Here is a 25379-nt window from a genome sequence, read left to right on the forward strand (position 1 = left end):
CGATGCAAAGTCCTGCTCCGCCGCTCCCTTCGCCCGAGGCGCTCGCGCCGCACACGCCGCTGCCGGCCTACTACGGCGACGAGGCCGAACACCAGCAGTTCCTGCGCCGGATCTTCGACGACACCGCGCCCGACTACGACCGCATCGAACGGGTGCTCGCCTTCGGCTCGGGCCCCTGGTACCGGCGCTCGGCGCTGCAGCGCGGTGGCCTGGCGGCCGGCGCGCAGGTGCTCGACGTCGGCATCGGCACCGGGCTGGTCGCGCGCGAGGCGCTCAAGCTGATCGGCCCGCAGGGGCAGCTGGTCGGCGTCGACCCGAGCCCCGGGATGATGGGCCAGGTGGCGCTGCCGGGCGTGACGCTGGTGCGCGGCCGGGCCGAGGAACTGCCGCGGTCCGATGCCAGCAGCGACTTCATCAGCATGGGCTACGCGCTGCGCCACATCGCCGACGTCCATGCGGCCTTCGCGGAGTTCTTCCGGGTGCTGCGCCCGGGCGGCCGGCTGCTGGTGCTCGAGATCACCAAGCCCTCGGGCCGGGTCGGAACGGCCGTCCTCAAGGGCTACATGCGCGGCGTGGTGCCGCTGATCGCCAAGGTGGTGGCGCGCGGGCAGGACACGGCCGAGCTGTGGCGCTACTACTGGGACACGATCGAGGCCTGCATCGCGCCGGAATCGGTGCTGGCCGCATTGCGCGCCGCCGGCTTCCAGGATGTGAAGCGACACGTCGAACTCGGCATTTTTTCCGAGTACAGCGCATTCAAGCCGGTCTGAGCCGGTGCCGGCGGGCGCAGCTGCCCGGACAATGATGCGCAGGATCGGGCAATCAGTTACAAACCCACCCTGGCGGGCGGGGCAGGTGCGCCCTCAACCAGGAGCGGACATGGCAGTCGGAGTCGGGAGGGGCACGGTGCGCGGCACCGAAGGCGGGGCGACCGGGGTGGTGGATGCAGGCCACTGAGTCGGTCTATCGCTTCGACCAGGCCGAACTGAATCCCGCCAGCCGCGAGCTGCGGGTAGGCGGCGAGCCGGTCCAGCTCGGCGCCCGCGCCTTCGACGTGCTGCTGGCGCTGGTCACGCACCGCGAGCGCATGCTGACCAAGAACGAACTGCTCGACCTGGTCTGGCCCCAGCTCGTGGTCGAGGAAAACAACCTCCAGGTGCAGGTCAGCGCGCTGCGCAAGCTGCTCGGCGCCAAGGCCATCGTGACGGTGCCCGGCCGCGGCTACCGCTTCGCCGCCGCGCTGGACGAAGCGCCCCCCGCCGACCGGCCGGCGGCCCGGGCCGCGGCCGCGCCGCCGCCGGTGGCCCTGCCCTCCGAATTCGGCAACCTGCCGGTCGGGCTGCCGCCCCTGCTCGGGCGCGACCAGGACCTGGCGCAGCTGCGCGAGCTGGTGCGCGAGCATCGACTGGTCACCCTGCTGGGCGCGGGCGGCATCGGCAAGACCAGCCTGGCGCGGTCACTGGCCCGCGACCTGGCGCACCGCTTCCGCGATGGCGCCTGGATGGTCGAGCTGGCCCATGTCTCGGACCCCGGCGCCATGCCGGGCGCCGTGGCGCGCGCACTGCGCATCGGCCTGCCCGGCCACGCCGACCCGGCCGTGGAGCTGGCCGAGCGCCTGCGCGGGCGCGAACTGCTGCTGCTGGACAACTGCGAACACCTGGTCGAGCCGATCGCGGCGCTGGCCGGCCACCTGCTGGCGGCGCTGCCCGAACTGCACATCCTGGTCACCAGCCAGGAGCCGCTGCGGCTGGCGGCCGAGCGCTCGATGCGCCTGGGCACGCTGGCTGTGCCGGGCGACGCCGAGGTCGCCGACGCCGCGGCGCACGGCGCGGTGGCGCTGTTCGCCGCCCGCGTCGGCGCCTTGCAGCCGGGCTTCCGGCTCGACGCCTCGAACCTCGAGGCGGTGGTGGACATCTGCCGCGCGCTCGACGGCATGCCGCTGGCGCTGGAACTCGCGGCGGCGCGGGTGCCCCTGCTGGGCGTGCCGGGGGTGCGCCAGCACCTGGGCCAGCGCCTGCGCATCCTCAACAGCGGCGCCCGGGACGCACCGTCGCGCCATCGCACGCTGCGCGCCACGCTCGACTGGAGCCATGCGCTGCTGAGCCCGCTCGAGCGCACCGTGTTCCGCCGGCTCGGCGTCTTCGTCGGCGGCTTCGGCCTCGAGCTGGCGCAGCAGGTGGCGGCCGACGACGGCCTCGATGCCTGGGCCGTGGTCGACCTGCTCGGCAACCTGATCGACAAGTCGATGGTGGTGCTGGAAGCTGGCGCCACGCCGCGCTACCGCCTGCTGGAGAGCGCCCGCGCCTACGCCCGGGAGCAGCTCGAGACGGCCGGCGAATGGGAGCGCCTGCGGGGCTGGCACGCGCGCTGCATGCGGGCGGCGATCGACCGTCCGGAGCGCGCCGGCTGCATGGGTTTCGAAGCCATGGACGCCTGGGTGATGGCCTGCATCCCCGAGATCGACAACCTGCGCAGCGCGATCGAATGGTCCTGCGGCGAAAGCGGCGACCCGGCGCTGGCCCTCGAACTGGTGAACACCGCGGCGGTGCTCATGTACCAGGCCGGACGCTACGGCGAAGGCGTGCGCTGGATGCGGATGGCCGAACCCCTGGTCGATGAGCGCACCGCCCCATTCGTGGTGGCGGATTTCTGCGGCGGCCTGGCCATGATCGGCCTGCACGGCGGCGTCAACGCCCAGGAGCGGGAGCAGCTGCTAGAGCGCTCCCGCGCCATCTTCGAGCAGGAGCAGGCCCATGGCCGGCTGGTGATCGCCCTGTGCATGAGCGCCTACGTGTCGGCCGTGACCGCCGACTTCGAGAGCGCCGAGCGCCACCTGGCGCAGGCGCGTGAATTGATCGAAGTGCCGGCGATGCACGGCTTCCGCGGACTCTGGCTCTACAACTGCGGCATGGTGCGGCGCTACCAGGGCCGCACCGAGGAGGCGCTGGCCGCCTTTGCCCAGGCCCTGCCGCTGGTGCGCAACGGCGGCGATGCGCGCACCCGGTTCTACGTGCTCAACAACCTGGCCGCGCTGCACCAGGAGATCGGCCACATCGACGAGGCGGTGGACCAGTTCCGGGCCGTGATCGAGCACCTGCGCCGCTCGCCCTTGACCGATGCCCAGATGCTGGCCTTCGCCCACAACTGGTACGCCCATGCCCTCACCGTGCAGGGCTCGCTGGCCGAAGCGCAGGCCCAGGTCATGCTGAGCCTGCCGCAGTGCCGGCGCACGCTGGGCATCCGGCATTTCGCCGGCATGCTGGCGCTGCTGGCGGCGCGCCAGGGTCGGCTGCGTGACGCCGCGCTGCTGCTCGGCTGCGACGACGCCGCGCGTGCGCGGCGCGGCGAGGTGCGCAGCCGGTCCGACACCCGCATGCTCGAGGCCGCGCTGGCGCTGGTCGGCGCCGTCCATGCGCCGTCCGAGCTGGCGGCGTGGCGCCTCGAAGGCGCCGGCCTCGACGAGGACGCCGCCATCGCGCTGGCCTCGGCCGGCCTCAGCGCGCTGCCGGGCTGACACGCTCGAGCTGCGCGATCAGCGTCGGGAAGACGTCGCGCGCGGCGTTGCGGCCGACGAACAGGTCCATGTGGGCATAGCCTTCGAACACATGGCGGGTGTAGAGGGCCGGGTCGTTCAGGCGCGACAGCCAGGCCTGGGTCCGCAGGCTGCCCTCGGGAAAGAACAGCTGGTTGTCGGCGCCGGCCACGAAGCAGATCGGCAGCGCCAGCCGCGGTGCGTTCGATGGCGTCGCATACACGTCCCGCCCCTCGCTGTCGACCGCCTTGGCGCGCTGCATGATCAGGCTCAGGTGCTCGAAGGGATGCAGCGCCACGCTGCCGAACATCTCCGCCAGCGCGGTGTGGGTGGCGTGGTTGAGCTGCGCATGCGCATAGGAGGCGCCGAAGATCGAAAACACGCGATGGCACAGCGGGTTGTTGCACTGCTCGCCGGCCGGCACCGGCACCTTCCAGGCCAGGGTGTCGATCTCGCGGTCGAGATCGGTGCTGCCGGGCACGCTGTCGAAGCGGCCGCCGAGCGGGGCGTAGCTTTCGAGCACGCGGGCCAGGCCGATGTCGGCCTTGGCATCAGTGAGCCAGCCCGTGACCGGGTGCAGCGTGAGCTGCGAGGACACCAGCGAGCGCACGCCGCCCATGCCGTCCAGCAGCGCCATCAGCAGGCTCATCGAGCCGACGCAGTGGGCGATCGCCTGCAGGTCGGCGGCGCCGGTGGCCTGCAGGACGAAGCGCACCGCGGCCGGCCAGTCGGTGCGCGCGATGTCGTCGATCGTGTAGGGCGCGATCGGGCTGCCGGAGTCGGGGCTGGCGCGGTAGTCGAACAGCCAGACGTCGTAGCCGCGCGCGCACAGCGCCTCGACCAGGTTCTGGTCCACCGTGTCGGTCGCGAACGACGAGGCCCGCACCGCGAAGCCCGGCGCCAGCACCACCGGCCCGAGCGTGCCGCCGGCGTAGCGCGTGAGCCTGATCCTGAAGCCGTCGCCGACCTCGACGCTGTGCGCCACCGGCGCCGGCGCGCGCAGGGCCCGGCGCGGCAGCTGCGCCAGGTCGAGCGCCGGGAAGTTGTGCAGGTCGGCCAGCAGCCCGCCGTAGGCCCGGAACAGCGTCATGCCGAAGAAGGCGCCGAAGCGGGCGAGGTAGGCGCTGGCGATGGCGCGCTCGGCCGCCGGCACATGGGCTTCGATCAGGCCGGGGAGGCTGGCCGGCGGCTTGACCTCCAGCGTCGAGGCCTGCCACAGCAGGTCCTCGAGATCGAGCGTGAGGATGCCCTGGGCCACCATCCGGTCGCTCATGCCGTCGCCGTCGTAGACCCGCACGAACAGCGTCGTGGTGTCGGTCCAGGGCGATGCGCCGGGCCGCTGGTGCAGCACCTTGTGGCCCTTGAAGCGCAGCCGCGCGTCGCCGCGCCGCAGCACCATCTCGTAGCTCATGGTCCAGGTCTCGACCCGCTGCGCATCGGCCGGCAGCAGGTGGAAGACGCCGCTGGCCACCGGCATCGGCTCGCTCCACAGCGCCGGGCAGGTCACGCTGCCGGAAATGGTGGCCGGATGGGTCGGGTCCGACACCATCTGGTGGAGGTCGTCGCTGTGGATCGTGAGGTCGAAGCGCATTGCCTGGCCCCGCGCCTTGCCCCAGGCGCAGGCGACTTCGTAGTCGCTCGCCAGCCGCTGTGGCGGTCCTGTGCGCGGCAGCACCGCGTCGGTGCTGATCCAGCCGTGCATGGTCTCGGTGAACTGGAAGCTCGGGCTCAGCAGCGCCGGGTCCTTGCGGATCAGCGCGCCGATCGCGTCCTTGGCGAGATCGACGGCGCCGGCCTCGACCTCGTCGATGGCCCGCCGCAGCAGGCCCGATGGCGACGCGCTGGCGCCGGTCGACGCCGGCATCGGTTCGGCGGGCGCCATGCCGAGGTCCAGGGTCCAGCCGCGCCGGTGGCACAGCAGCTGGCAGGCCCGCTCGGCCAGCGCACTGATCGTCAACAGCGGATTGACGCCCGCCGCGCCCGGCAGCACCGCGCCGTCGCAGACCAGCAGCCCCTCGTGCACCGCCTGCCCGTCGGGCCCCGCGAACACCCGGCCCTGGTGGTCGACCACGCCCTCGGCCGCGCTGTCGCCCATGCCGCAGCCGCCCAAAGGATGCACGGTGATCAGCTTGTGGCCGAGCGCCTCGCTCCACAGCGGGTTGGCGATGAACTGGCCCTGGACCGCCTCGTTGGCGGCCCGCAGCCACTGGTGGTCCTTGGCGATCACCGGGCGGGTGCCGGCGCCCGGCCAGTCGATGCGCAGCCGGTCGTCCTGCAGGCGCAGCCGGCCGCCGGCATCGTCCACGCTCATCACCAGGTAGGTCTGGGTCCGCGCCACCGCGCCGCTGTAGGCCGCCTTGGCCAGCTGTTCCGGGTGCTGCACCGCCTCGCCCATGGCCTGCGCATCCTGCAGGCGCGACCTGGCCTGGGCCGCGCCGTAGGCGAATTCGCCACCGGTCATGGCGTCGGCGAAGAACAGGGCGGGCGTGAGCATCGACGCCAGGGCGCCGGGGATCACGCCTTCCTCGATCACCAGGCCGTCGCCGACCTCGGGCGCATCGCGCAGGTCGATCACGCCGGTGATGCAGGGCCCGGGCAGGTCGGCGGGGGCCAGCTTGTTGCGGCCGGTGCCGACGCCGTTGATGGGGCTGCGGACCGGGTTCCCGGCGGCGTCGGTGGTGGCCTGCCAGTCGTTGTCGTAACCCAGCGCCAGCACGTCGCCGTTGCCCGAGAAGCGCGTGCCCAGCCGGTCCGACAGCGCCAGCCCGCGTTCCCTGGAGCGCAGCAGGATCTCGGTCGAGCCCAGCGCGCCGGCGCCGAGCATCACGATGTCGGCCGTCACGCTGCGCGGCGCGTCCGCTGCCGGCGCGCTGGCGCCGCGCAGCGCCACCGGGTCGAAGACCACGCGCCAGCGCTCGCCATCGCGCTCGACGTGACTGACCCGGGCGCCGGTGAAGATCTCGGCGCCGTGGTTCGCCGCGTCCGGCAGGTAGTTCATCAAGGTCGTGTTCTTGGCGCCGACGTTGCAGCCGCTGGTGCAATCGCCGCACAGGGTGCAGCGCGGCTGCGGGACGCCGAAGGGGTTGCGCTGGTCGGTGAAGTTGACCGCGATCGGCGGCCGCTCGAACGGGCGCTTCATCGCCTTGGCCGACTTCTCCAGCGCCAGCAGCTTGTTCAGCGGCGGGTAGTCGGCGGGGTAGGGCGAAGGGTCCAGCATCCGGCGGGCGCGCGCGATGTAGGGGTCGAGCAGCGCCGGATCGTTGCGGAACGGCGCCGGCCAGGGCGTGGCCTCGAACAGCCGGGGGTCGATCTCGAGCGCGACGTTGGCGTTGATCAGCGAGGTGCCGCCCAGGCCGCATCCGACCATCGCCAGCATGTCGTCGTTGAGGTGCAGGTTGTAGAGCCCGTCGGCGGCGCCGAGCTTGCCGCGGGCACCGTCGACCTGCATGTCGGCCCGGGCCCCGGCCATGTCGTCCGGGTAGTCGCTGGGCAGGATCTCGCGGCCGCGTTCGAGCACGCAGACCGACTGGCCCGCGCGCGCCAGCCGGGAGGCGGCGACGCCGGCGCCATAGCCGGAGCCGACCACGACCACGGTGTAGTGGGAGGCCAGCTGGGACAGCGGCCGGGCAATGCGCTTCATCATGGGGCGGTCGCCGGGTCGCGGGCGGGAGCGTGAAAGAACTTGTCGAGCAGCCGGCGGGCGTGCGCTTCGGTGGCCGTCTGCGCCGCGCGCGAGAAGACTTGCCAGGCGGGTGCCGTGCGTTCGACGCCGGCCGCCAGGGCGGCCAGCATCGGGTTGTCGCGATCGCCGAAGCCGCCCACGCCCTGCGCCTGCACGGCGGCCATGCGGCCGTTGACCGGATCGTTGAAGAGCCGCAGCGAGGCCAGGTTCAGCGCCTCGTCGATGAACACCGCCGCGGCGCCCTGGGTCGAGGTCATGGTCGGCTGGTCCATGACCCAGCCGCCGGTGTTGAAGACCCGCACGGGTCGGTCGAAGCCCGCCACCGGCAGCTCGTCCTGGAACGGCTTGTGGGTGTGGCCGAAGACGAAGGCGAGATCGAGGCCGGACGGCTGCAGGCCGGCGCGCTCGAGTTCCAGCTTCACCGGGCCCGACAGGAACCAGCGCAGGTCGGCGACGTCGGCGGCGGTCATCAGGGCGAGGTAGCTGTCGCGCTGCGACTCGGCGCCTCGGCCCAGCGTCGCATCGAGCAGGCCGAGCAGCAACTGGTCGAGCGTGATGCCCTGCACCGTCGGCATGCTGCCGCTGAGGCCGAAGCGCGTGCCCAGCCGGTCCACCAGCAGGGCCGCCAGGCGCTGTGCGAAGTGCTGCGAGGCGCCGCCGTCGCGCATGACCTCGTACAGCGTCGTGGCCGCCGTGCCGGTGAGCCCGGCGCTGCCGAGGTCCGACCAGAGGAAATCGACCCAGGCGCCGTTGCGGGCCTCCAGCTGCGCCATCGAGGCCGGGCCGCGGCCTTGGAGGCCCGGCGTCTGGGCATCGAGCGCGGAGACCACGCGGTACATCGGGTCGACGTAGTGGCCGTGGTGCAGCACCACGCAGCGCCGGCGCCCGGCGTCGAGCAGGCCGAGGTTGGGATAGGCGATCTCGACTTCGGTCTCGCGCAGCGCCGGATGGCGGTGGATCAGGCCGGTCAGCATCGGCGACCGGATGCCGCTCGCAGCGGGATCCTGGAACAGCGCCGTGTGGGCGATCAGGTCGCGTTCGATGCGGCCTTCGCGCAGGCCGTCCTGGAAGTGCTGGTCCTGGGCGATGCGCCACAGGTGATGGTCGTGGTTGCCGGGCACGCACAGCACGCGCGGCGCGAACAGCGGCCGCTCGCCATCGAGCATCACGGCCTGGACGAAACAGTCGAAGGCGGCCGCGACGCTGCCCATCGGCGACAGGCCCATGTCGAGCACGTCGCCGAGCAGGACCAGGGTCGGCGGCGGCCCGTCGCCGAGCGCGCGCAGCAGCTGCCGCAGGGCCTGGCCCAGGGCCACCAGCGTGGCGCTGGGCCGGGCCGGGTCGGGCTGGCCCCGGTCGTCGGTCGCGGTGAGGGTGCTGTAGCCGGCGCCGAGATGGAGGTCGGAAAGGCAGACGTAGCGGGGGGTGCTCAAGGTGAGGGTTCCTGGTGACATGCGACTGTGGCGGCTGGCGGGCGCGGCGTCCTGAAGCCGTCCTGAAGCGTCCTGAATCTCCCGCACGCCGGGGGCATGCGTATTCAGCACGCTTCAGGACGGCTTAAGGACGGGCGGGCCGGCCGGCGCGAACCTTGGGCTTGTCCTCCCACCAGCCCGCCGAAACGCCATGCGCCAAGTGCCCACCTCCCCCGCCGTCGCCATCGCCGCGTCGCTGCGTGCCGTTGGCCATCCGCGCAGCGCGACCTTGCGCAACGGCGCGGCGGCGCGGATCCGGCCCCTGCGCATCGACGATGCCCAGCGCTTCGGCGCCTTCGTCGGCCAGCTCTCGGAGGGGTCGCGCGGCTGCCGCTTCCATGCCGGCATCGGCGACTGCGAGCCGGCCACGCTGCAGCAACTGGTCAGCGTGGACGGCGTGCGCCATGTGGCCCTGGTCGCCACGCTGGCGCTGGCCGATGGCGAGGCGCTCATCGGCGAGGCCCGCTACAGCGTCGGCGAGCTGCCCGGCAGCGCCGAACTGGCGATCGCCGTCGCCGATCCCTGGCAGGGCCAGGGCGTGGCCGAGCACCTGATCGACTGCCTGCTCGAAGCGGCCCGCGACGCCGGCCTGCGCCGGCTGTATGGCGACGTGCTGGCGTCCCACACCCAGCTGATCGGCTTCCTGCAGCGGACGGGCTTCCAGACCTGCGCCCAGGGATCCGGCGGCCGGCTGCTTCGACTCGAACGCGGCGTGGCCCCGCGACCCTCGCCGCCGCCGCGGCGTCCGGTCGGCGCCCTGCGCCGCTGGCTGGCCCGCCAGTTCGTGCCGCGGCCGTAGGGCTACAGCCCACCGGCGGCCTGCTTGCGCTGCACGATGCGGTTGCGGGTCGCGTCCTCGGCATGGGCGAAGGTGACCTGCCCGTTCTTCACCGTGCCGACCACCAGCATGTTGGCGCTCAGCGCTTCCTTGTCCTCGCTGCCGAAGGGCCTGTCGTAGGTGGTCACGACGCCGTAGTAGGGGCGCTTGGGGGCTTCGAGCGCGGCCTTGATGCCGGGCCCGTCGAGCCGGTTGCCGGGCAGGCTCAGCACCGCGTGGGCCAGCAGGTAGGTGGCGTCGTAGGCCTGTGCGGCGGCCATCGGCACCGGGATGCGCGGCCCTTCGAACTTGCGCGCATAGCGCGCCAGGAAGCTCGCGCGCCGCTCGTTGGTCGGCTCGGCGACGAAGCTCAGCGCCATCAGCGAGCCTTCGGCCGCTTCCTTGGCGCCGTCGATGAAGAGGGGGAACGACAAGGCCCAGGCGCCGACCTGCGGCACCTTCCAGCCCAGCGCGTGGCGGCCGTTGGCGATCACCGCGTTCTGCGGCGCGATCGTGTAGATGAAGATCACGTTGGCACCGGCCTTGCGCGCTTCCTTCAGCTGCTCGGTCACGTCGGTCACGCCAAGGTCGAAGCGCCCGACGTAGGCCGGCTCCAGCTTCTTCTTCGCCAGCGCCCGGCGCACGTCCTGCAGCCCGGCCTCGCCGTAGCCGGTGGTGTCGGCGAAGACCGCCACCCGGGTCCAGCCGCGGGCCACGATCTCGTCGACCATGAAGGGCGCCTGGATGCCGTCGGGCGGCGCGTTGCGGAAGATGTAGCTCTCGGCCGGCGGGAACCTGGTCGTCACCGGCGTGCCGGTGGTGCATGGAACGATCAGCGGCGTCCGGCTGGCCTGGAAGACGTCGATCGACTTCATCGCCACGCCGGTGTTGCAGAAGCCGATGGTGGCGATCACCTTGTCGCGGACCAGCTCCTGCGACAGCTTCAGCCCGAGCTCCGGGTTGGCCTGGTCGTCCTTGATCACCAGCTCGAGCGGCCGCCCCAGGTAGCCGCCGAAGGCGTTGATCTCGTCGATCGCGAGCTTCACGCCGTTCAGCATCGGCAGGCCGAAATCGGCCGAGGGGCCGCTCAGCGGACCGATCACGCCGATGCGGATGGCGCCGGCCGCACCCGGTGTGGCCTGCGCGCGGGCGGGGGCGGCGAGGGCCAGTGCGGCGAGGGTGAAGGCGAGTGCGAGGGTGGCGAATTTCATGTCTCTGTCCTTTGTTCTGTGGTGGATTCGGCCGGGCGCATCGTGACGGCCGGGTCGGCGCCGCAGGTCCGTGTTTGTCCGAGGTGCGATGGCGCGCCGGGCGCGATTCCGTGCGGTTTTGCACGGGATAGGCGGCAGAATCGGGCACCTTCACCCCCCAGCGCCCCGGCATGAAGTCCCCCGCCTTGCCCGTCCTGCCCACCGGCCGCCGCCTGCTTTACTGGCTCCTTGGCGTGGCCGTCCTGACCGCGCTGGGCTGGGCGATCGTGCGCGACCTCAGCCCCGCGCCGCCGCCTTCGCTGGCCATGACCACCGGCGTGCCCGACGGCGCCTACCACCGCTTCGGCGAGCGCTACCAGGAGATCCTGCGCGCCAACGGCATCCGGCTCGAACTGCGGCCCTCCAGCGGCGGCGTCGAGAACCTGCAGCGGCTCAACGAGGGCACGGTGTCGGTGGGCTTCGTGCAGGGCGGCACCGGCCTGCTGGCCCAGGACCCCGACGCAGCGCCCGAGGCGACGCCGCTGCGCTCGCTGGCCACCGTCGCCTTCGAGCCGGTCTGGATCTTCAGCACCGGCCTCGACCTGTCCCAGGGCCTCGGGGCGCTGGCCGGCAAGCGCATTGCGGTCGGCGTTCCCGGCAGCGGCAACTTCAAGGTCGCGACCGAACTGCTGGCGGTCTATGGCGTGACCGACGGCGGCCCGCCGGCGACCCGCTTCGTCAGCGAAGGCGGCATGGCGGCGGCCGACCTGCTGACCAGCGGCGGGGTCGATGCGGCCATCATGATCGCGGCGCCGGAGGCGCCCGCGGTGCAGCGGCTGCTCGCCAACGGCGCCGTGCGGCTGGCCTCGCTCGACCACGTGCAGGGCCTGGCACGGCGCTTTCCCTACTTCCAGCCCGTGAGCCTCAAGCGCGGTTCGGTCGACCCGAAGCGCGACCTGCCGCCGCAGGACATCCAGCTGCTCGCCACCACCGCCAACCTGGTGGTGCGCGACGAACTGCATCCGGCGCTCGCCTACCTGCTGCTCGAGGCGGCGCGGCAGGTGCACCGGCAACCCAGCATCATCAGCCGGCCCGGCGAATTCCCGAGCCCGACCGGGACCGATTTCCCGCTCTCGACCGAGGCCGAGCGCTACTTCAAGAACGGTCGCCCGTTCCTGCAGAACTACCTGCCGTTCTGGGCCGCGAACTATGCCCAGCGGCTGCTGCTGCTGCTGGTCCCGCTGGCGGCGATCCTGGTGCCGCTGGTCCGCCTGCTGCCGGAGCTGATCGGCTGGCGCCGCCGCAGCCGCCTGTACCGCCGCTATGGCGAGCTCAAGTTCCTCGAGCAGGACCTGGCCGCGCGCAAGCTCGACGACCAGGAGCGCCGCGAGGCCCGGGCGCAGCTCGACCGGATCGAGGAGGAGGTCGTCCAGACCAAGTTTCCGCTCGATTTCACCGACCGCGTCTACACGCTGCGCCAGCACGTGGACTATGTGCGGGCGCAGTTGCAGCGCCAGAGCGAGCCGCACGCGAAGAATTGATTCGGACCGATCCTGGAGAAGATCGGGACGTTTCTCGCAGACCCGGAGGGGCAGCCTTCATAGACTGCCGAGTGCATCCGGGGCTGGCCCTCGGGTTGCGCCTTTCGTGCATTTCGTCCCCTCCAGTTCCATGACCCTCCCTCGACTCCCGCTTGCCGCTGCCATGGCTGCGCTCTTCGCCCTGGCCGGCTGCCAGACCACCGACATGCAGATGGGCAGCCAGTCGGCCAAGACCATGGCCACCGGCAGCGCCGCGGGCGGCAGCAGCAGCGGCGCCAACAGCCAGCTCCAGCGCTGCGACTCGCCGCTGGGCACGGTCTCGCTGGTCGAGAACCAGTCGGCCGGCTGGTACACCATCCTGCGCGACGAGTACAAGCTGCCGCCCACGGCCAACCTGCTGCGCCTGCTGGTGCAGCAGTCGAACTGCTTCGTGGTGGTCGAGCGCGGCGGCGCCCGCATGGCGGCCATGGGCCGCGAACGGGCGCTGATGGAAGGCGGCGACATGCGCGCCGGCAGCAACTTCGGCAAGGGCCAGATGGTGGCCTCCGACTACGGCCTGTCGCCCGAGGTCATCTTCAAGAACGACGACGCGGGGGGTGCCGGCGCCGCGCTCGGCGGCCTGATCGGCGGCCGCTACGGCGGCGTGGTGGGCCGGCTCGGCGGCAGCCTCAAGACCAAGGAAGCCTCGACCTTGCTGACCCTGGTCGACAACCGCTCGGGCGTGCAGGTCGCCGCCTCCGAAGGCAGCGCATCGAAGACCGATTTCGGCGGCTTCGGTGCCCTCGGCGGCATGAGCGGTGCCGGCGGCCTCGGCGGCTACACCCGGACCGCCGAAGGCAAGGTGATCGCGGCCGCCTTCATGGACGCCTTCAACCAGATGGTCGTCTCGCTGCGCGACTACAAGGCCCAGAGCGTGCAGGGACAGGGCCTGGGCGGCGGCGGCCGGCTGGGCGTCGACGGCGCGGCCGCGCCTTCGCAGACCTCGGCACCGGGCGCCAGGCGCCGAAGCAGGTAGGCCCCCGTCTCAGAGCAGGCGCGAGATGTCGCGCGCCGCGGCCAGCAGGGCTGGCAGCATGCTGTCCTGCATCACCTTGGCGCTGGTCCGGTTGGCCTGGCCGCTGATGTTGAGCGCCGCCACGGTGCGGCCCGCCCGATCGACGATCGGCGCGGCGATCGACACCAGCCCTTCCTCGAGTTCCTGATTGACGAGGCACCAGCCCTGCCGGCGCGCCTGCGCCACCTTCGCGAGCAGGGCGTCGATGTCGGTCACGGTGTGCTTGGTGAAGGCCTCTAGCGTCGAGGCTTCGAGCCTCGCGTGCAACTCCTGCGCGTCGAGGTCGGCCAGCAGCAGCCGGCCCATCGAAGTGCAGAAGGCCGGCAGCCGCGAGCCGACGCCCAGGCTGATGCGCATGATCTTGTGGGTCGGCACCCGCATCACGTAGACGATGTCGGTGGCATCGAGCACCGCCGCCGAACACGACTCCTGCACCTGCTGCACCAGCGCCTCCATCACCGGCTCGGCGCGGTTCCAGATCGGCATCGACGACAGGTAGGCAAAACCGAGGTCGAGGATGCGCGGCGTCAGCGCGAACAGCTTGCCGTCGCTGGCCACGTAGCCGAGGGTCTGCAGCGTGAGCAGGATGCGGCGCGCGCCGGCCCGCGTGAGGCCGCTGGCGGCCGCCACTTCGCTGAGCGTCTGGCGCGGCGCGCTGGCGCTGAAGGAGCGGATCACCTGCAGGCCGCGCGCGAAGGACTGCACGTAGCTGTCGCCGGGTTCCGGCGAGGGGGGGTGCTGCTGCTGGGTTGCCATGAGGGATGGATTTCTCTAGAATTCATTATACGAACAGATGTTCGACATGCGAACAATTTGACGACCGAGTCCTTTCGATCGCCGTGTTCGGCTTCTCTTCCACCCCGGAGACAGATTTCATGATCGACAAGATCGCGCGTTCGGTCGCGGATGCCATGGCCGGCATCCGCGACGGCGCCACGGTGCTGATCGGCGGCTTCGGCACCGCAGGCATTCCCAACGAACTGATCGATGGCCTGATCGAGCAGGGCGCCACCGATCTCACGGTGGTCAACAACAACGCGGGCAATGGCGACACCGGCCTGGCCGCGCTGCTGAAGGCGGGCCGGGTGCGCAAGATCATCTGCAGCTTTCCGCGCCAGGCCGACAGCTACGTCTTCGACGAGCTCTATCGCACCGGCAAGCTCGAACTCGAACTGGTGCCGCAGGGCAACCTGGCCGAGCGCATCCGGGCCGCCGGCGCGGGCATCGGCGCCTTCTTCTGCCCGACCGGCTTCGGCACGCAGCTGGCCGGCGACCGCGAGACGCGCGAGATCGACGGCAAGCACTACGTGCTCGAGTACCCGATCCGCGGCGACGTCGCGCTGATCAAGGCCGAGCAGGGCGACCGCTGGGGCAACCTGGTCTACCGCAAGGCGGCGCGCAACTTCGGCCCGGTGATGGCGATGGCTGCCGAGCGCACCATCGCGACGGTGCACGAGATCGTCGAACTCGGTGCGATGGACCCCGAGACGATCGTGACGCCGGGCATCTTCGTCCACAAGATCGTCAAGATCGAGCGCGTCGCCACCGAGGCCGGCGGTTTCAGGAAGGCAGCATGAGCACGTATACGAGGCGCACCAAGGACCAGCTCGCGGCGCGGGTTGCCCAGGACATCTTCGACGGCGCCGTCGTCAACCTCGGCATCGGCCAGCCGACGCTGGTCGCCAACCACCTGCCGGCGGGGCGCGAGATCATCCTGCACAGCGAGAACGGCATCCTCGGCATGGGCCCGGCACCCGCGGCCGGCCATGAGGACTACGACCTGATCAACGCCGGCAAGCAGCCGGTCACGCTGCTGGCCGGCGGCGCCTTCTTCCACCATGCCGACAGCTTCGCGATGATGCGCGGCGGCCACCTGGACATCTGCGTGCTCGGCGCCTTCCAGGTCTCTGCCACGGGCGACCTGGCCAACTGGAGCACCGGCGAGGAGGGCGCCATTCCCGCGGTCGGCGGCGCCATGGACCTGGCCATCGGCGCCCGCCAGACCTGGGTCATGATGGACCTGCTCACCAAGAAGGGCGAGAGCAAGATCGTCGCGCAGTGCAGCTACCCGCTGACCGGCCTCGGCTGCGTGAAGCGGGTCTATTCCGATCTCGCTACGCTCGAATGCACGCCCGCCGGTCTGCGGCTGATCGACAAGGTCGACGGCCTCGGCCACGCGGAACTCGAAGAACTGGTCGGCCTGCCGATCGCCACCTGAACCCACTGGGGAGACATCACCATGAGCCAACAAGCCTTCATCTGCGACGCCATCCGCACCCCCTTCGGCCGCTACGGCGGCGCCCTGTCGAGCGTGCGCACCGACGACCTCGGCGCGGTACCGCTCAAGGCGCTGATGGAACGCAACAAGAACGTCGACTGGCAGGCGGTCGGCGACGTGCTCTACGGCTGCGCCAACCAGGCCGGCGAGGACAACCGCAACGTCGCGCGCATGGCCGCCCTGCTGGCCGGCCTGCCGATCGAGGTCGGCGGCGGCACCATCAACCGCCTGTGCGGCTCGGGCCTCGATGCCGTGGGCACGGCGGCGCGCGCCATCAAGGCCGGCGAATCGGGCCTGATGATCGCCGGCGGCGTCGAGAGCATGAGCCGCGCCCCCTTCGTGATGCCCAAGGCCGAAAGCGCGTTCAGCCGCAACAACGCGGTCTACGACACCACCATCGGCTGGCGCTTCGTCAACAAGCTCATGAAGGCGCAGTACGGCGTCGACTCGATGCCCGAGACGGCCGAGAACGTCGCCACCGACTACAAGATCGAGCGCGAGGCGCAAGACCGCATGGCGCTGGCCTCGCAGCAGCGCGCCGTGGCGGCCCAGCAGTCGGGCTTCTTCGACAGCGAGATCGTGCCGGTCAGCGTGGCGCAGAAGAAGGGCGACCCGCTCATCGTCAACAAGGACGAGCATCCGCGCGAGACCAGCCTCGAGGCGCTGGCCAAGCTCAAGGGCGTGGTGCGCCCCGACGGCACCGTCACCGCCGGCAATGCCAGCGGCGTCAACGACGGCGCGGTGGCGCTGCTGCTGGCCGACGAAGCCAGCGCCGCGAAACACGGCCTGACGCCGCGCGCCCGCGTGGTCGGCATGGCGACCGCCGGCGTGGCGCCGCGCATCATGGGCATCGGCCCGGCACCGGCGACCCAGAAGGTGCTGCAGCTCACCGGCCTGAAGCTCGAGCAGATCGACGTCATCGAACTCAACGAGGCCTTCGCGGCCCAGGGGCTGGCGGTGCTGCGCCTGCTCGGTTTGAAGGACGACGACGCGCGCGTCAACATCAACGGCGGCGCCATCGCGCTGGGCCATCCGCTGGGCGCCAGCGGTGCGCGCCTGGCCACCACCGCGATCAACCAGCTGCACAAGGGCGGCGGCCGCTATGCGCTGTGCACGATGTGCATCGGCGTCGGCCAGGGCATCGCGCTGATTCTCGAACGCGTCTGAGCGCGTTCGCCCCCGGGGCCGCGCTGGTGCGGCCCGCATTGAAAGTTCTGGAAGCAAGATGAGTCAACAAGAAGCCGCCCTGGTCACGGGCGGCAGTGCCGGCATTGGCCGGGCCACCTGCGAAGCCCTGCTCGCGCAAGGACGCACCGTCGTCAATCTCGACCACAAGAAGCCCGACTGGGGCCACGAGCGGCTCGTGTCCTTCCAGGCCGACCTGACGCAGGAAGCGCAGACGCAGGCGGTGGCGCGCGAGATCACCTCGGCCTATGCCGTGACGGCGCTGGTCAACAACGCGGGCGCGACGCGACCCGGCACGATCGACACGGCCTCCATGGCGGACCTCGACTACGTCGTCGGCCTGCACTTCAAGGCCAGCATGATCCTGATCCAGGCGGCGCTGCCCGCGTTGCGCGCATCAGGCCGGGGCCGGATCGTGAACGTGTCGTCTCGCGCCGCGCTGGGCAAGCCCGAGCGCATCGTCTACTCGGCCACCAAGGCCGGCATGATCGGCCTCACGCGCACGCTGGCGATGGAACTCGGCGGCGACGGCATCACCGTCAATGCGGTGGCGCCCGGCCCGATCGCGACCGAGCTGTTCCGCCAGAGCAACCCCGAAGGCGCACCGCAGACCCGCCGCATCATCGACAGCATCGTCGTCAAGCGCCTCGGCACGGCCGACGACGTGGCCCGCGCCACCCTGTTCTTCCTGTCGCCCGACAACGGATTCGTCACCGGCCAGGTGCTGTACGTGTGCGGCGGCACCACGCTGGGCGTCGCACCGGTCTGATCCGGGTGCCGTCCGTCTCGATTCACCCTTTTCCAGGTTTTCCCATGTCCCGTTTCCCTTCCGACGCCGCGCTGAAGCGCCGCACCTTCGCCATCGCCACCGCGGCGGCCACCGCCGCCCTGGCGCTGGCGCCGCTCGCCGCCGGCGCCCAGGCCGCCTTCCCCGCCAAGCCCATCACGATCATCGTGCCGTTCTCGGCCGGCGGCACCACCGACATCCTGGCCCGCGTGGTCGGCCAGTACATGGGGCGCGACCTCGGCCAGACGGTGGTGGTGGACAACCGCGCCGGAGCCGGCGGCAACATCGGCGGCCAGGCCGCGGCGCGCGCCCCGGCCGACGGCTACACGCTGTTCATGGGCACCGTGGGCACGCACGCGATCAACCAGAGCCTCTACAAGAAGATGCCCTTCGATCCGATCAAGGACTTCGCGCCGCTCTCGCGAGTGGCGATGGTGCCGAACCTGCTGGTGGCCAACCCGTCGCAGCCGTTCAAGAACGTGAAGGAAATGATCGCCTACGCCAAGGCCAACCCCGGCAAGATCAACTTCGGTTCGTCGGGCAATGGCAGCTCCATCCACCTGTCGGGCGAGCTCTTCAAGCAGATGGCCGGCGTCGACATGCAGCACGTGCCGTACCGCGGCAGCGCGCCCGCGGTGTCGGACCTGCTCGGCGGCCAGATCGCGGTCATGTTCGACAACATGCCGTCGGCCATTCCGCACGTGAAGGGCGGCAAGCTGCGCGCCCTGGCCGTCACCACGGCCAAGCGCTCGCCGGCGCTGCCCGACGTGCCGACCATCGCCGAAGCCGGCGTGCCGGGCTATGAAGCCACGTCGTGGTTCGGCCTGCTGGCCCCGGCGGGCACGCCGGCGCCGGTGCTCGCCAAGCTCAACGCGTCCATCCTCAAGGCGCTGGCCGATCCGGAAGTGAAGAAGAAGCTGGCCGAGCAGGGCGCCGAGCCGCATGGCGAGCAGCCGGCGCAGTTCGCCGCCTTCATCGAGAGCGAGACGCTCAAGTGGGGCAAGGTGGTCAAGGAGTCGGGCGCCAGCCTCGACTGAGGGCTCTGTTCACCGGCCCTGCCCCTGCCAGACCAGGGTCGCGGCCGCCAGGTCTTCGAGCGCGCTGCCGACGGCCTTGAAGACCGTGCGCTCGGCGGCCGAGCGGCGTCCCTGCCGCTCCCCCCGGCACAGCTGGGCCAGCGTGCCCTGGATCGTCGACAGCGACACTGCGCCGGCGGCGATGGCATCGAGCAGGTCGCCGGCCTTGGTCGGCGCCTCGTCGGTGTCGACGTAGACGCGGGCATCGGCAAAGCAGGCCGCATCGGCCTCTTTCATCGCTGGCGTGAAGCTGCCGATCAGGTCCAGGTGGCTGCCTGGCGCCAGCCATTCCCCGCGCACCAGCGGCGCGGTGGCGAGCGTCGCGCAGCTGACGATGTTGGCGGCTGCCACGGCCGCCGCGAGATCGTCGACGGGCTGCGCGTCCCAGCCCGCCTGACGCCATTCGGCGGCGAGGGCCTGCGCGCCTTCGGGCCGGTGGTTCCACACCCGGATTTCGCGGATCGGCCGCACGCTCGCATGGGCCGCGGGCAGCAGGCGCGCCACCCGGCCGGTGCCCAGCACCAGCAGCCGCGAAGCCTCCTCGCGGGCCAGAAAGGCCGCGCCCAGCGCCGAGGCGGCGGCGGTCCGGTGGGCGGTGATCTCGTTGCCGTCGAGCTGCGCCAGCGGCACGCCCGTGTGGGCGTCGTAGAGCACGTAGGTCGCGTGCAGCCCGGGCAGGCCGCGCGCGCCGTTGCCCGGAAAGATGTTGATCGTCTTGATGCCGAGGAAGCCGGCCTCGCTCCAGGCCGGCATGATCAGCACGGTGCCGCGGTCGCCGCCGGCGGCGACCGCATGGACGTGGCGCGGCGGCACCGTCGCCTCGCGCGCGAAGGCTTCGCGCAGCGCCGGCACCAGGCCTTCGAAGTCGAGGTGGCGGCGGGTCTGGTCGGCGTCGAGGATCTTCATGGCGGGCGTCGGGAGCTTGCGTGGACAATGTAGCGCTCACGCCCCCGACTTTTCCTCCCTCGTCTTGAATCTCCCGATCATCACCGACCCGCACTTCTATGCGGTCGCCGTTCCCGCCGTGCTGCTGCTCGGCGTCAGCAAGAGCGGCTTCGGCGCCGGCTTCGGATCCCTCGCCGTCCCCTTCATGGCGCTGGTGGTCACCGTCCCGCAGGCCGCCGCCATCCTGATGCCGGTGCTGCTGCTCATGGACCTGCTGGGGCTGGCCGCCTTCCGGCGCGACTTCGACCCGCGGCTGCTGCGCTTCCTCATTCCGTGCGGGCTGGTGGGCACCGTGATCGGGGCCCTGCTCTTCAAGGCGCTGCCGGCGCACACGGTGGCGGGCATCGTCGGCGTCTTCACGCTGCTGTTCCTGGCCCAGCGCCTGCTGTTCCCGCCGCGACCGGACGATCCCATGCCCTCGAAGCTGGGCGGCGCGCTGCTCGGCACCATCAGCGGCTTCACCAGCTTCATCGCCCATGCCGGCGGGCCGCCGGTCAACGCCTACGTGATTCCGCTGCGGCTCTCGCCGGTGGTCTACACGGCGACGATGGCCTACTTCTTCTTCGTCGTGAACCTGAGCAAATGGGTGCCCTATGCCTGGCTGGGGCTGCTCGACTGGCGCAACATGGCGACTTCGCTGGTGCTGCTGCCGATCGCGCCCCTGGGCGTGTGGGTGGGCATCCGCATCGCGCGCCGCATCGATGCGGTCTGGTTCTACCGCTTCGTCTACCTGGGCATGCTGCTGACCGGCCTCAAGCTCAGCTGGGATGGCTTCCTGGGCTGATGTAAGGCAAAGCTCTACGATTGCCGAGGCTGCGCGCGATGGGCAGAATTTCGGCATGTCCGAACCGTCGACCGCCCCCGGCACCCTGCAGGACGAGGAGCTCCAGAGCCTCGCGACCGAGTGGCGCGTGCGCGCGATGCAGGGCGACCAGCTGGCGCACCGCATGGCCCGGGCCCTGGAAGCCGAGCAGCGCCGCCGGATCGGCGATTCGGGCCTGCAGATCCTGGTGCCCGAGGCTTCGCGCGCCTCGGCGCCCTGGTGGAAATTCTGGTGACCCGCGGCGGATTTCCCAGCCGCCCTAGTGATAGATCTTCTGCAGCAGCCTGATCAGCGTCTCGCGCTCGCGCTGCGTGAGGCGGGCGCTGGTGTCGGCCTCGAGCTGCATCACGGTCTGCTCGGCCTCGCGCACCAGTTGTTCGCCGGCCGGCGTCAGGTGCAGGCCGATCGCACGGCCGTCGTGCGGATGGGGCCGGCGTTCGATCAGGCCGCGGCTGTCCATCGAGGCGATCAGGCTCACCAGGTTGGGTGGCAGGATGTCGAGCGTCGAGCACAACTGGCGCGAGGTGGCGCCCGGGTTGTGCGCCAGCAGCGACAGCACCGAAAAATCGACCTGCTTGAGCCCGTAGGGCGCCATGCGTTCCGCGAACACCTCGGTGACGATCAGCCAGGCGCGGCGCGCGTTGTAGCCGACGAAGGTCTCCAGCACGCGGGTGTCGAGGCGATCGGGGCGCGGCGCCGGGCCGTGCGTGGCGGAGGGGGATTTCTTGCGCGAAACTGCCATGCCGCAAGCGTAACCGGCTTGGCGGCCCGCGTCCTGCCGATCAGGCCGGCGCGCGCTGCGCGGTGACGGCCTCGCAGGCCCGCTTGACGATGCCCAGCCGCATCTCGAACTCCGGCAGCACCCAGCGGCGGAAGGCCGCCTCGGGCGCCGCCCAGCGGGCGTCCTGGGGCGCTTCGCGGCCGATGCGGGCCCAGGCCCAGGCCAGCAGCGCGATCATCACCACGCGCAGGTAGTCGTCGGCCACCTCGTAGGGCAGCGCCGGCTCGGCCGCCGCGGCCATCGCCAGCGTGGTCGTGAGGTAGCGCAGCTGCGCCAGGCGGCGCTGGACGTCGGCGTCGATGTCGCGCGCGGCGTCGAGTTCGTCGCGCACCTCGACCAGCAGCGCCGACATGCCGGCGCCGCCGTCGGGCAGCACCTTGCGCACCAGCAGGTCGATCGCCTGGATCTCGTTGGTGCCCTCGTAGATCATGGTCACGCGCGCATCGCGCACCACCTGCTCGATGCCCCATTCGCGCACGTAGCCATGGCCGCCGAAGACCTGCAGGCATTCGCTGGCCCCGTGGAAGGCCTGCTGCGTGCAGGCCGCCTTGAGCACCGGCGTGACCAGCGCGCACCAGCGCTGCGCGCGCTCGCGCACCTTGGGGTCGGCGTCGTGGCGCGCCACGTCGAGCTGGACCGCGGTGCGGTAGGCGATCAGCCGGCCACCGTCGACCCAGGCGCGCTGGGTGTCGAGGATGCGGCGGATCGCCGGATGCTCGGCCACCAGGTCGGCCGCCTCGCCGCCGGGTGCCGGGCCGGGCGCGCGCATCTGGCGCCGTTCGTGGGCATAGGCGTCGGCCTTCTGCCAGGCGGCGTCGAGCAGGCCCAGGCCCTGCAGCGCGACGTGCAGCCGGGCCGCGTTCATCATCACGAACATGGCCGCCAGTCCGCGGTTCGGCTCGCCGATCAGCCAGCCGGTGGCGTCGTCGAAGCGCATCACGCAGGTCGGGCTGCCGTGCAGGCCCATCTTTTCTTCGATGCGCTCGCAGAGCACGGCATTGCGCGTACCGTCGGGCAGCCGCTTGGGCACCAGCACCAGCGACAGCCCCTTGGGGCCGGCCGGTGCGTCGGGCAGGCGGCACAGCACCAGGTGGACGATGTTGTCCGTGAGGTCGTGCTCGCCGCCCGAGATGAAGATCTTGCCGCCGGCGACGCGAAAGCTGCCGTCGGCCTGGGCCGTGGCGCGCGTGCGCACCTGGCCCAGGTCGCTGCCGGCGTGGGCTTCGGTCAGGCACATGGTGGCCAGCCACTCGCCGGTGGCGATCTTCGACAGGTACTGCCGCTTGAGTTCGTCGCTGCCGTGGTGCCGGATGCATTCGTAGGCGCCATGCAGCAGCCCCGGCGCCATCGTGAGCCCGTGGTTGGCGGCGCTGAGCCATTCGTAGAGGACCGCCTCGAGCACCGCGGGCAGGCCCTGGCCGCCATCCTCGGGCGCCGCCGACAGGGCCGGCCAGCCGCCGTCGACGAAGGCCCGGTAAGCCGCGCGGAAGCCCGGCGGCGTGCGCACCTCGCCATCGACGAGGCGGCAGCCGATCTCGTCGCCGTCGCGGTTCGGTGGCGCGATCACCTCGGCCACGAACTTGCCGGCCTCGTCGAGCACCTGGGCCTGCAGCGCCTCGTCGACCTCCGCGAACGGCGCCAGGGCGCTCAGGCGCGCGGGCGCGTCGAGCACCGTGTTCAGCAGGACGCGGACGTCGTCGGGGCGGGGGCGGTAGGTCGTCATCGGGGCTGTCTCAAGGCACGCGGCAGGCGAAGCTGGCCGCGGATTCGGTGTCGCCGCCGGTGTAGACCGCGACCTGGGGGTAGGGGCACAGCGGCCGCGTGCGGCGCGCCGACCAGCTGGCCGGCACTTCGGGGTTGACGCTCGCCGTGCCGGGGCCGCGCGCACTCGCCACGACGGACTCGGGCGCCCGGCCCTGCTCGACCCAGTCGACCAGCGCGCTCAGCATGTCGAACTGGTCGGTGGCCGGGCCGCCGGCGCAATGGTTCATGCCCGGGACCGGGAAGTAGCGGGCGAAGGCCGCGGCATCGCCGCCATGGGTCGCCTGCAGCCGCTGGTACCAGGCGGCGGTGTCGTCGGACGAGAACACCGGGTCGCTGGTGCCGTGGTAGACGATCAGCTTGCCGCCGCGGTCGCGCAGGGCGGTCAGCTTCGCGGCGTCGGGCGGCGACATGAAGGCCATCGCGGATTCGCGGTAGACCGGGTCGGTGGCGTCGATCAGCGGCGCATCCCGGTCCATGTCGAAGCCGAGCGCGAAGGCCAGCCCGCCCGGCCGCATGGCCAGCGGCGGCGAGGTGAAGATGAAGCCCACGGCGCCCGGGTCCCGGGTCTGGGAGCTCGAGAATTTCCATTCGCGCCAGTTGCTGCCGCCGATCCCGGCGTCGAAGGGGAAGCTGCTGTAGATCGGCTTGCCCGCGCTGTTGCGCGCGCCCGTGAACACGTTGGCGAGCGCGCTCTTCTGCGCCGCCGTCAGGCACTGGCCGTCGCGCCCGCCGGTGCAGCTCGGCACGTCGCGCTGCAGGTCGAAGTTCGCCTGGCAGGCCTTGACGTCGGAAACGATGCCGTCGGCCAGGCCGTCGAGCGCATCGCAGCGCGCCAGCACGCGGTCGGACACCAGCTTCAGTTCGGCCGGCGTGAAGGCGCTTTGAAGGTCCGGCAGGCCGGCGGGCGTGGTCGCGGTCGCCACCTTGGCGTACTGCTGGGCGCCATAGAGCTGCGCCACCGCGGCGCGCGGCAGGTTGTAGCCGGGGTCGCCGGCGAGGATGCCGTCGTACTGGCTGGACGCGCGTGCGGCGGCCACCATCGCGTGCCGGCCGCCGTTGGAGCAGCCGCCGAAATAGGACCTGTCGGGGCCGCGGCCATAGGCCTGGACGATCAGGTTCCTGGCCATCGGCGTGAGCTGCGCGACCGCGTTGTAGCCGTAGTCGAGCCGCGCCTGCGGATCGAGGCCGAAGGCGGGGCCGAGCGCGCCGGGATGGCCGGCATCGGAGCTGATGACGGCGAAGCCCATCTGCAGCGCGTTGCTCACCGGCGCACCGCCGCCGATGCCGCCGACCGCCGGCACCACCACGCCGTCGAGGCCGCCGTTGGCCTGGTAGAAGAAGCGGCCGTTCCAGGCCACCGGCAGCCGCATCTCGAAGCCGATCGCGTAGCGCTTGCCGTCGACCGGGCCGATGCGCTCATTCATGCGGCCCTGGACCAGGCAGTGGGCCGGCACCGGCACGCTGGCGTTGCCCAGCGCGACCGTGCCGGCGGGCACCGCCACAGCCTGGGTGTACAGCGTGCCTGGCGGCGCCGCGCTGGCCGCGAGCGCGCTGCACGACAGCAGCGTGCCGGGCCGGGCTGCGGCCATCGGTGCGGTCGGCACCGCCCGGCCGCCACCGGCGCAGGCGGCGAGCAGGGCCGCGCCGGCCAGCGCCACGGCCCCGAGTTGGAGATGGCTGCGTGCGTTGGTCTTCATCGTGTCTCCTGCTTTGGCCGGTCGTTCAGGCCCGGGCCGCGCCCAGGTAGGTGTCGATCACGCGCGAATCGCCGGCCAGCTGGCGGGCCTCGCCCTCGGCACTGACGCTGCCCATCTCGAGCACGTAGCCGTGGTCGGCGACTTCGAGCGCCGCGCGCGCATTCTGCTCGACCAGCAGGATCGTCACGCCGGTGGCGCGCAGCGCGCTCACGGTGCGGAAGATTTCCTGCACCACCAGGGGCGCGAGCCCGAGGCTGGGCTCGTCGAGCATCAGCAGCGTGGGCCGCGACATCAGCGCCCGGCCGACCGCCAGCATCTGGCGCTCGCCGCCCGACAGCGTACCGGCCAGTTGCGCCCGGCGTTCCTTCAGGCGCGGGAAGAGCGTGTAGACCTGCTCGATCTGGTCGCGCCATTCGCGGTTGCGCAGCCGCACCTGCCGGAACGCGCCGAGCACCAGGTTGTCCTCGACCGGCATGGTGGCGAACAGCTCGCGCTTCTCGGGCACCAGCGCGATGCCGAGCATCACGCGCTCCTCGAGCGACAGGCCGCCGATCGGCTGGCCGCGGAACTCGATGCCGCCCTTGGCGGGCAGCACGCCCATCAACGCATTGAGCAGGGTCGACTTGCCGGCGCCGTTGGGGCCGATCACGGTCACGACGCTGCCTTCGCCCGCCTGCAGGTCGATGCCGTGCAGGACTTCGGCGCGGCCGTAGCCGGCGCGCAAGTCGTGGATTCGGAGGAGGGGGGTGCTCATG

Annotated in this window: 21 protein-coding genes; 12 read left to right on the forward strand and 9 right to left on the reverse strand. The window is 71.6% G+C overall.

Annotated elements, in window-relative coordinates; translation table 11 throughout:
* The first annotated feature begins 2 nt into the window (after positions 1–2).
* Positions 3–770, forward strand: coding sequence for a class I SAM-dependent methyltransferase (locus QTI33_RS11210; RefSeq protein ID WP_286505992.1), 768 nt, complete (start codon positions 3–5; stop codon positions 768–770).
* 173 nt (positions 771–943) lie between these two features.
* Positions 944–3514: an ATP-binding protein gene (locus QTI33_RS11215; protein ID WP_286505993.1), complete on the forward strand. Its 2571-nt coding sequence runs from the start codon at positions 944–946 to the stop codon at positions 3512–3514.
* Here QTI33_RS11215 and QTI33_RS11220 read toward each other — a convergent pair.
* A complete protein-coding gene (locus QTI33_RS11220; RefSeq protein WP_286505995.1) occupies positions 3495–7175 on the reverse strand; it encodes an alpha/beta fold hydrolase in 3681 nt (1226 codons plus the stop codon). The two genes, QTI33_RS11215 and QTI33_RS11220, sit on opposite strands and share 20 nt — an antisense overlap.
* Positions 7172–8647, reverse strand: coding sequence for a metallophosphoesterase (locus QTI33_RS11225; protein WP_286505996.1), 1476 nt, complete (start codon positions 8645–8647; stop codon positions 7172–7174). The genes QTI33_RS11220 and QTI33_RS11225 overlap by 4 nt, the downstream gene beginning before the upstream one ends.
* Positions 8648–8837: 190 nt before the next feature.
* Here QTI33_RS11225 and QTI33_RS11230 point away from each other — a divergent pair, with 190 nt between their 5' ends.
* A complete protein-coding gene (locus tag QTI33_RS11230) occupies positions 8838–9485 on the forward strand; it encodes a GNAT family N-acetyltransferase (protein ID WP_286505997.1) in 648 nt (215 codons plus the stop codon).
* A 2-nt stretch (positions 9486–9487) separates the two neighbouring features.
* Here the strand turns inward: QTI33_RS11230 and QTI33_RS11235 are convergent, their stop codons facing one another.
* Positions 9488–10714 carry an ABC transporter substrate-binding protein gene (locus tag QTI33_RS11235; protein ID WP_286505998.1) on the reverse strand — a complete coding sequence of 409 codons (1227 nt, stop codon included), beginning with the start codon at positions 10712–10714 and terminating at the stop codon, positions 9488–9490.
* 170 nt (positions 10715–10884) lie between these two features.
* Here QTI33_RS11235 and QTI33_RS11240 point away from each other — a divergent pair, with 170 nt between their 5' ends.
* Together QTI33_RS11240 and QTI33_RS11245 are read left to right on the forward strand one after the other, a co-directional pair.
* A complete protein-coding gene (locus tag QTI33_RS11240) occupies positions 10885–12234 on the forward strand; it encodes a TAXI family TRAP transporter solute-binding subunit (RefSeq protein ID WP_286505999.1) in 1350 nt (449 codons plus the stop codon).
* 130 nt (positions 12235–12364) lie between these two features.
* On the forward strand, positions 12365–13249 hold the full coding sequence (locus QTI33_RS11245) for a CsgG/HfaB family protein (protein WP_444814833.1): 885 nt from the start codon (positions 12365–12367) through the stop codon (positions 13247–13249).
* A gap of 9 nt (positions 13250–13258) precedes the next feature.
* Here the strand turns inward: QTI33_RS11245 and QTI33_RS11250 are convergent, their stop codons facing one another.
* A complete protein-coding gene (locus QTI33_RS11250) occupies positions 13259–14044 on the reverse strand; it encodes an IclR family transcriptional regulator (protein ID WP_286506002.1) in 786 nt (261 codons plus the stop codon).
* Between the two features lie 119 nt (positions 14045–14163).
* Here QTI33_RS11250 and QTI33_RS11255 point away from each other — a divergent pair, with 119 nt between their 5' ends.
* Genes QTI33_RS11255 through QTI33_RS11275 form a run of 5 tightly spaced genes read left to right on the forward strand, consistent with a single transcriptional unit; the run spans position 14164 to position 18575 of the window.
* Entirely contained in the window at positions 14164–14865 is a 702-nt protein-coding gene (locus tag QTI33_RS11255; protein WP_286506003.1) for a 3-oxoacid CoA-transferase subunit A, read from the forward strand.
* Entirely contained in the window at positions 14862–15506 is a 645-nt protein-coding gene (locus tag QTI33_RS11260) for a 3-oxoacid CoA-transferase subunit B (RefSeq protein WP_286506005.1), read from the forward strand. Before QTI33_RS11255 ends, QTI33_RS11260 begins: the two co-directional genes overlap by 4 nt.
* 21 nt (positions 15507–15527) lie before the next feature.
* On the forward strand, positions 15528–16733 hold the full coding sequence (pcaF, locus tag QTI33_RS11265) for a 3-oxoadipyl-CoA thiolase (protein ID WP_286506006.1): 1206 nt from the start codon (positions 15528–15530) through the stop codon (positions 16731–16733).
* Positions 16734–16791: 58 nt separating this feature from the next.
* Positions 16792–17520, forward strand: coding sequence for an SDR family NAD(P)-dependent oxidoreductase (locus QTI33_RS11270; protein WP_286506007.1), 729 nt, complete (start codon positions 16792–16794; stop codon positions 17518–17520).
* A gap of 44 nt (positions 17521–17564) precedes the next feature.
* Complete coding sequence (locus tag QTI33_RS11275; RefSeq protein WP_286506009.1) at positions 17565–18575, forward strand: tripartite tricarboxylate transporter substrate binding protein; 1011 nt, start codon at positions 17565–17567, stop codon at positions 18573–18575.
* A 9-nt stretch (positions 18576–18584) separates the two neighbouring features.
* Here the strand turns inward: QTI33_RS11275 and lhpI are convergent, their stop codons facing one another.
* A complete protein-coding gene (lhpI, locus tag QTI33_RS11280; RefSeq protein WP_286506010.1) occupies positions 18585–19520 on the reverse strand; it encodes a bifunctional Delta(1)-pyrroline-2-carboxylate/Delta(1)-piperideine-2-carboxylate reductase in 936 nt (311 codons plus the stop codon).
* A 64-nt stretch (positions 19521–19584) separates the two neighbouring features.
* Here lhpI and QTI33_RS11285 point away from each other — a divergent pair, with 64 nt between their 5' ends.
* Entirely contained in the window at positions 19585–20343 is a 759-nt protein-coding gene (locus tag QTI33_RS11285; RefSeq protein WP_286506012.1) for a sulfite exporter TauE/SafE family protein, read from the forward strand.
* Positions 20344–20398: 55 nt separating this feature from the next.
* Positions 20399–20617 carry a hypothetical protein gene (locus tag QTI33_RS11290; protein ID WP_286506013.1) on the forward strand — a complete coding sequence of 73 codons (219 nt, stop codon included), beginning with the start codon at positions 20399–20401 and terminating at the stop codon, positions 20615–20617.
* A 24-nt stretch (positions 20618–20641) separates the two neighbouring features.
* On the opposite strand, the gene QTI33_RS11295 is transcribed toward QTI33_RS11290, so the two are convergent.
* The 4 genes from QTI33_RS11295 to QTI33_RS11310 are packed head-to-tail and all read right to left on the reverse strand — an operon-like array spanning position 20642 to position 25378.
* Positions 20642–21124: a MarR family winged helix-turn-helix transcriptional regulator gene (locus QTI33_RS11295; protein ID WP_286506014.1), complete on the reverse strand. Its 483-nt coding sequence runs from the start codon at positions 21122–21124 to the stop codon at positions 20642–20644.
* A gap of 40 nt (positions 21125–21164) precedes the next feature.
* Positions 21165–22886, reverse strand: a complete 1722-nt coding sequence (locus QTI33_RS11300; RefSeq protein WP_286506015.1) for an acyl-CoA dehydrogenase family protein — start codon at positions 22884–22886, stop codon at positions 21165–21167.
* Between the two features lie 10 nt (positions 22887–22896).
* Positions 22897–24624, reverse strand: coding sequence for a tannase/feruloyl esterase family alpha/beta hydrolase (locus QTI33_RS11305; protein WP_286506016.1), 1728 nt, complete (start codon positions 24622–24624; stop codon positions 22897–22899).
* A 25-nt stretch (positions 24625–24649) separates the two neighbouring features.
* Positions 24650–25378 carry an ABC transporter ATP-binding protein gene (locus tag QTI33_RS11310; RefSeq protein WP_286506017.1) on the reverse strand — a complete coding sequence of 243 codons (729 nt, stop codon included), beginning with the start codon at positions 25376–25378 and terminating at the stop codon, positions 24650–24652.
* Position 25379: the final 1 nt, after the last annotated feature.

Origin of the sequence: Variovorax davisae (assembly GCF_030316845.1) — a bacterium.
GTDB classification, from domain to species: Bacteria; Pseudomonadota; Gammaproteobacteria; order Burkholderiales; family Burkholderiaceae_C; genus Variovorax; species Variovorax davisae.

Bases quoted from the DNA above. Each gene is read 5' to 3' on its own strand.
- QTI33_RS11210 (WP_286505992.1), top strand. From the start codon at position 3: ATGCAAAGTCCTGCTCCGCCGCTCCCTTCGCCCGAGGCGCTCGCGCCG.
- QTI33_RS11215 (WP_286505993.1), top strand. From the start codon at position 944: ATGCAGGCCACTGAGTCGGTCTATCGCTTCGACCAGGCCGAACTGAAT.
- QTI33_RS11220 (WP_286505995.1), bottom strand. From the start codon at position 7,175: ATGATGAAGCGCATTGCCCGGCCGCTGTCCCAGCTGGCCTCCCACTAC.
- QTI33_RS11230 (WP_286505997.1), top strand. From the start codon at position 8,838: ATGCGCCAAGTGCCCACCTCCCCCGCCGTCGCCATCGCCGCGTCGCTG.
- QTI33_RS11235 (WP_286505998.1), bottom strand. From the start codon at position 10,714: ATGAAATTCGCCACCCTCGCACTCGCCTTCACCCTCGCCGCACTGGCC.
- QTI33_RS11240 (WP_286505999.1), top strand. From the start codon at position 10,885: ATGAAGTCCCCCGCCTTGCCCGTCCTGCCCACCGGCCGCCGCCTGCTT.
- QTI33_RS11245 (WP_444814833.1), top strand. From the start codon at position 12,365: ATGACCCTCCCTCGACTCCCGCTTGCCGCTGCCATGGCTGCGCTCTTC.
- QTI33_RS11250 (WP_286506002.1), bottom strand. From the start codon at position 14,044: ATGGCAACCCAGCAGCAGCACCCCCCCTCGCCGGAACCCGGCGACAGC.
- QTI33_RS11255 (WP_286506003.1), top strand. From the start codon at position 14,164: ATGATCGACAAGATCGCGCGTTCGGTCGCGGATGCCATGGCCGGCATC.
- QTI33_RS11260 (WP_286506005.1), top strand. From the start codon at position 14,862: ATGAGCACGTATACGAGGCGCACCAAGGACCAGCTCGCGGCGCGGGTT.
- pcaF (WP_286506006.1), top strand. From the start codon at position 15,528: ATGAGCCAACAAGCCTTCATCTGCGACGCCATCCGCACCCCCTTCGGC.
- QTI33_RS11270 (WP_286506007.1), top strand. From the start codon at position 16,792: ATGAGTCAACAAGAAGCCGCCCTGGTCACGGGCGGCAGTGCCGGCATT.
- QTI33_RS11275 (WP_286506009.1), top strand. From the start codon at position 17,565: ATGTCCCGTTTCCCTTCCGACGCCGCGCTGAAGCGCCGCACCTTCGCC.
- lhpI (WP_286506010.1), bottom strand. From the start codon at position 19,520: ATGAAGATCCTCGACGCCGACCAGACCCGCCGCCACCTCGACTTCGAA.
- QTI33_RS11290 (WP_286506013.1), top strand. From the start codon at position 20,399: ATGTCCGAACCGTCGACCGCCCCCGGCACCCTGCAGGACGAGGAGCTC.
- QTI33_RS11295 (WP_286506014.1), bottom strand. From the start codon at position 21,124: ATGGCAGTTTCGCGCAAGAAATCCCCCTCCGCCACGCACGGCCCGGCG.
- QTI33_RS11300 (WP_286506015.1), bottom strand. From the start codon at position 22,886: ATGACGACCTACCGCCCCCGCCCCGACGACGTCCGCGTCCTGCTGAAC.
- QTI33_RS11305 (WP_286506016.1), bottom strand. From the start codon at position 24,624: ATGAAGACCAACGCACGCAGCCATCTCCAACTCGGGGCCGTGGCGCTG.
- QTI33_RS11310 (WP_286506017.1), bottom strand. From the start codon at position 25,378: ATGAGCACCCCCCTCCTCCGAATCCACGACTTGCGCGCCGGCTACGGC.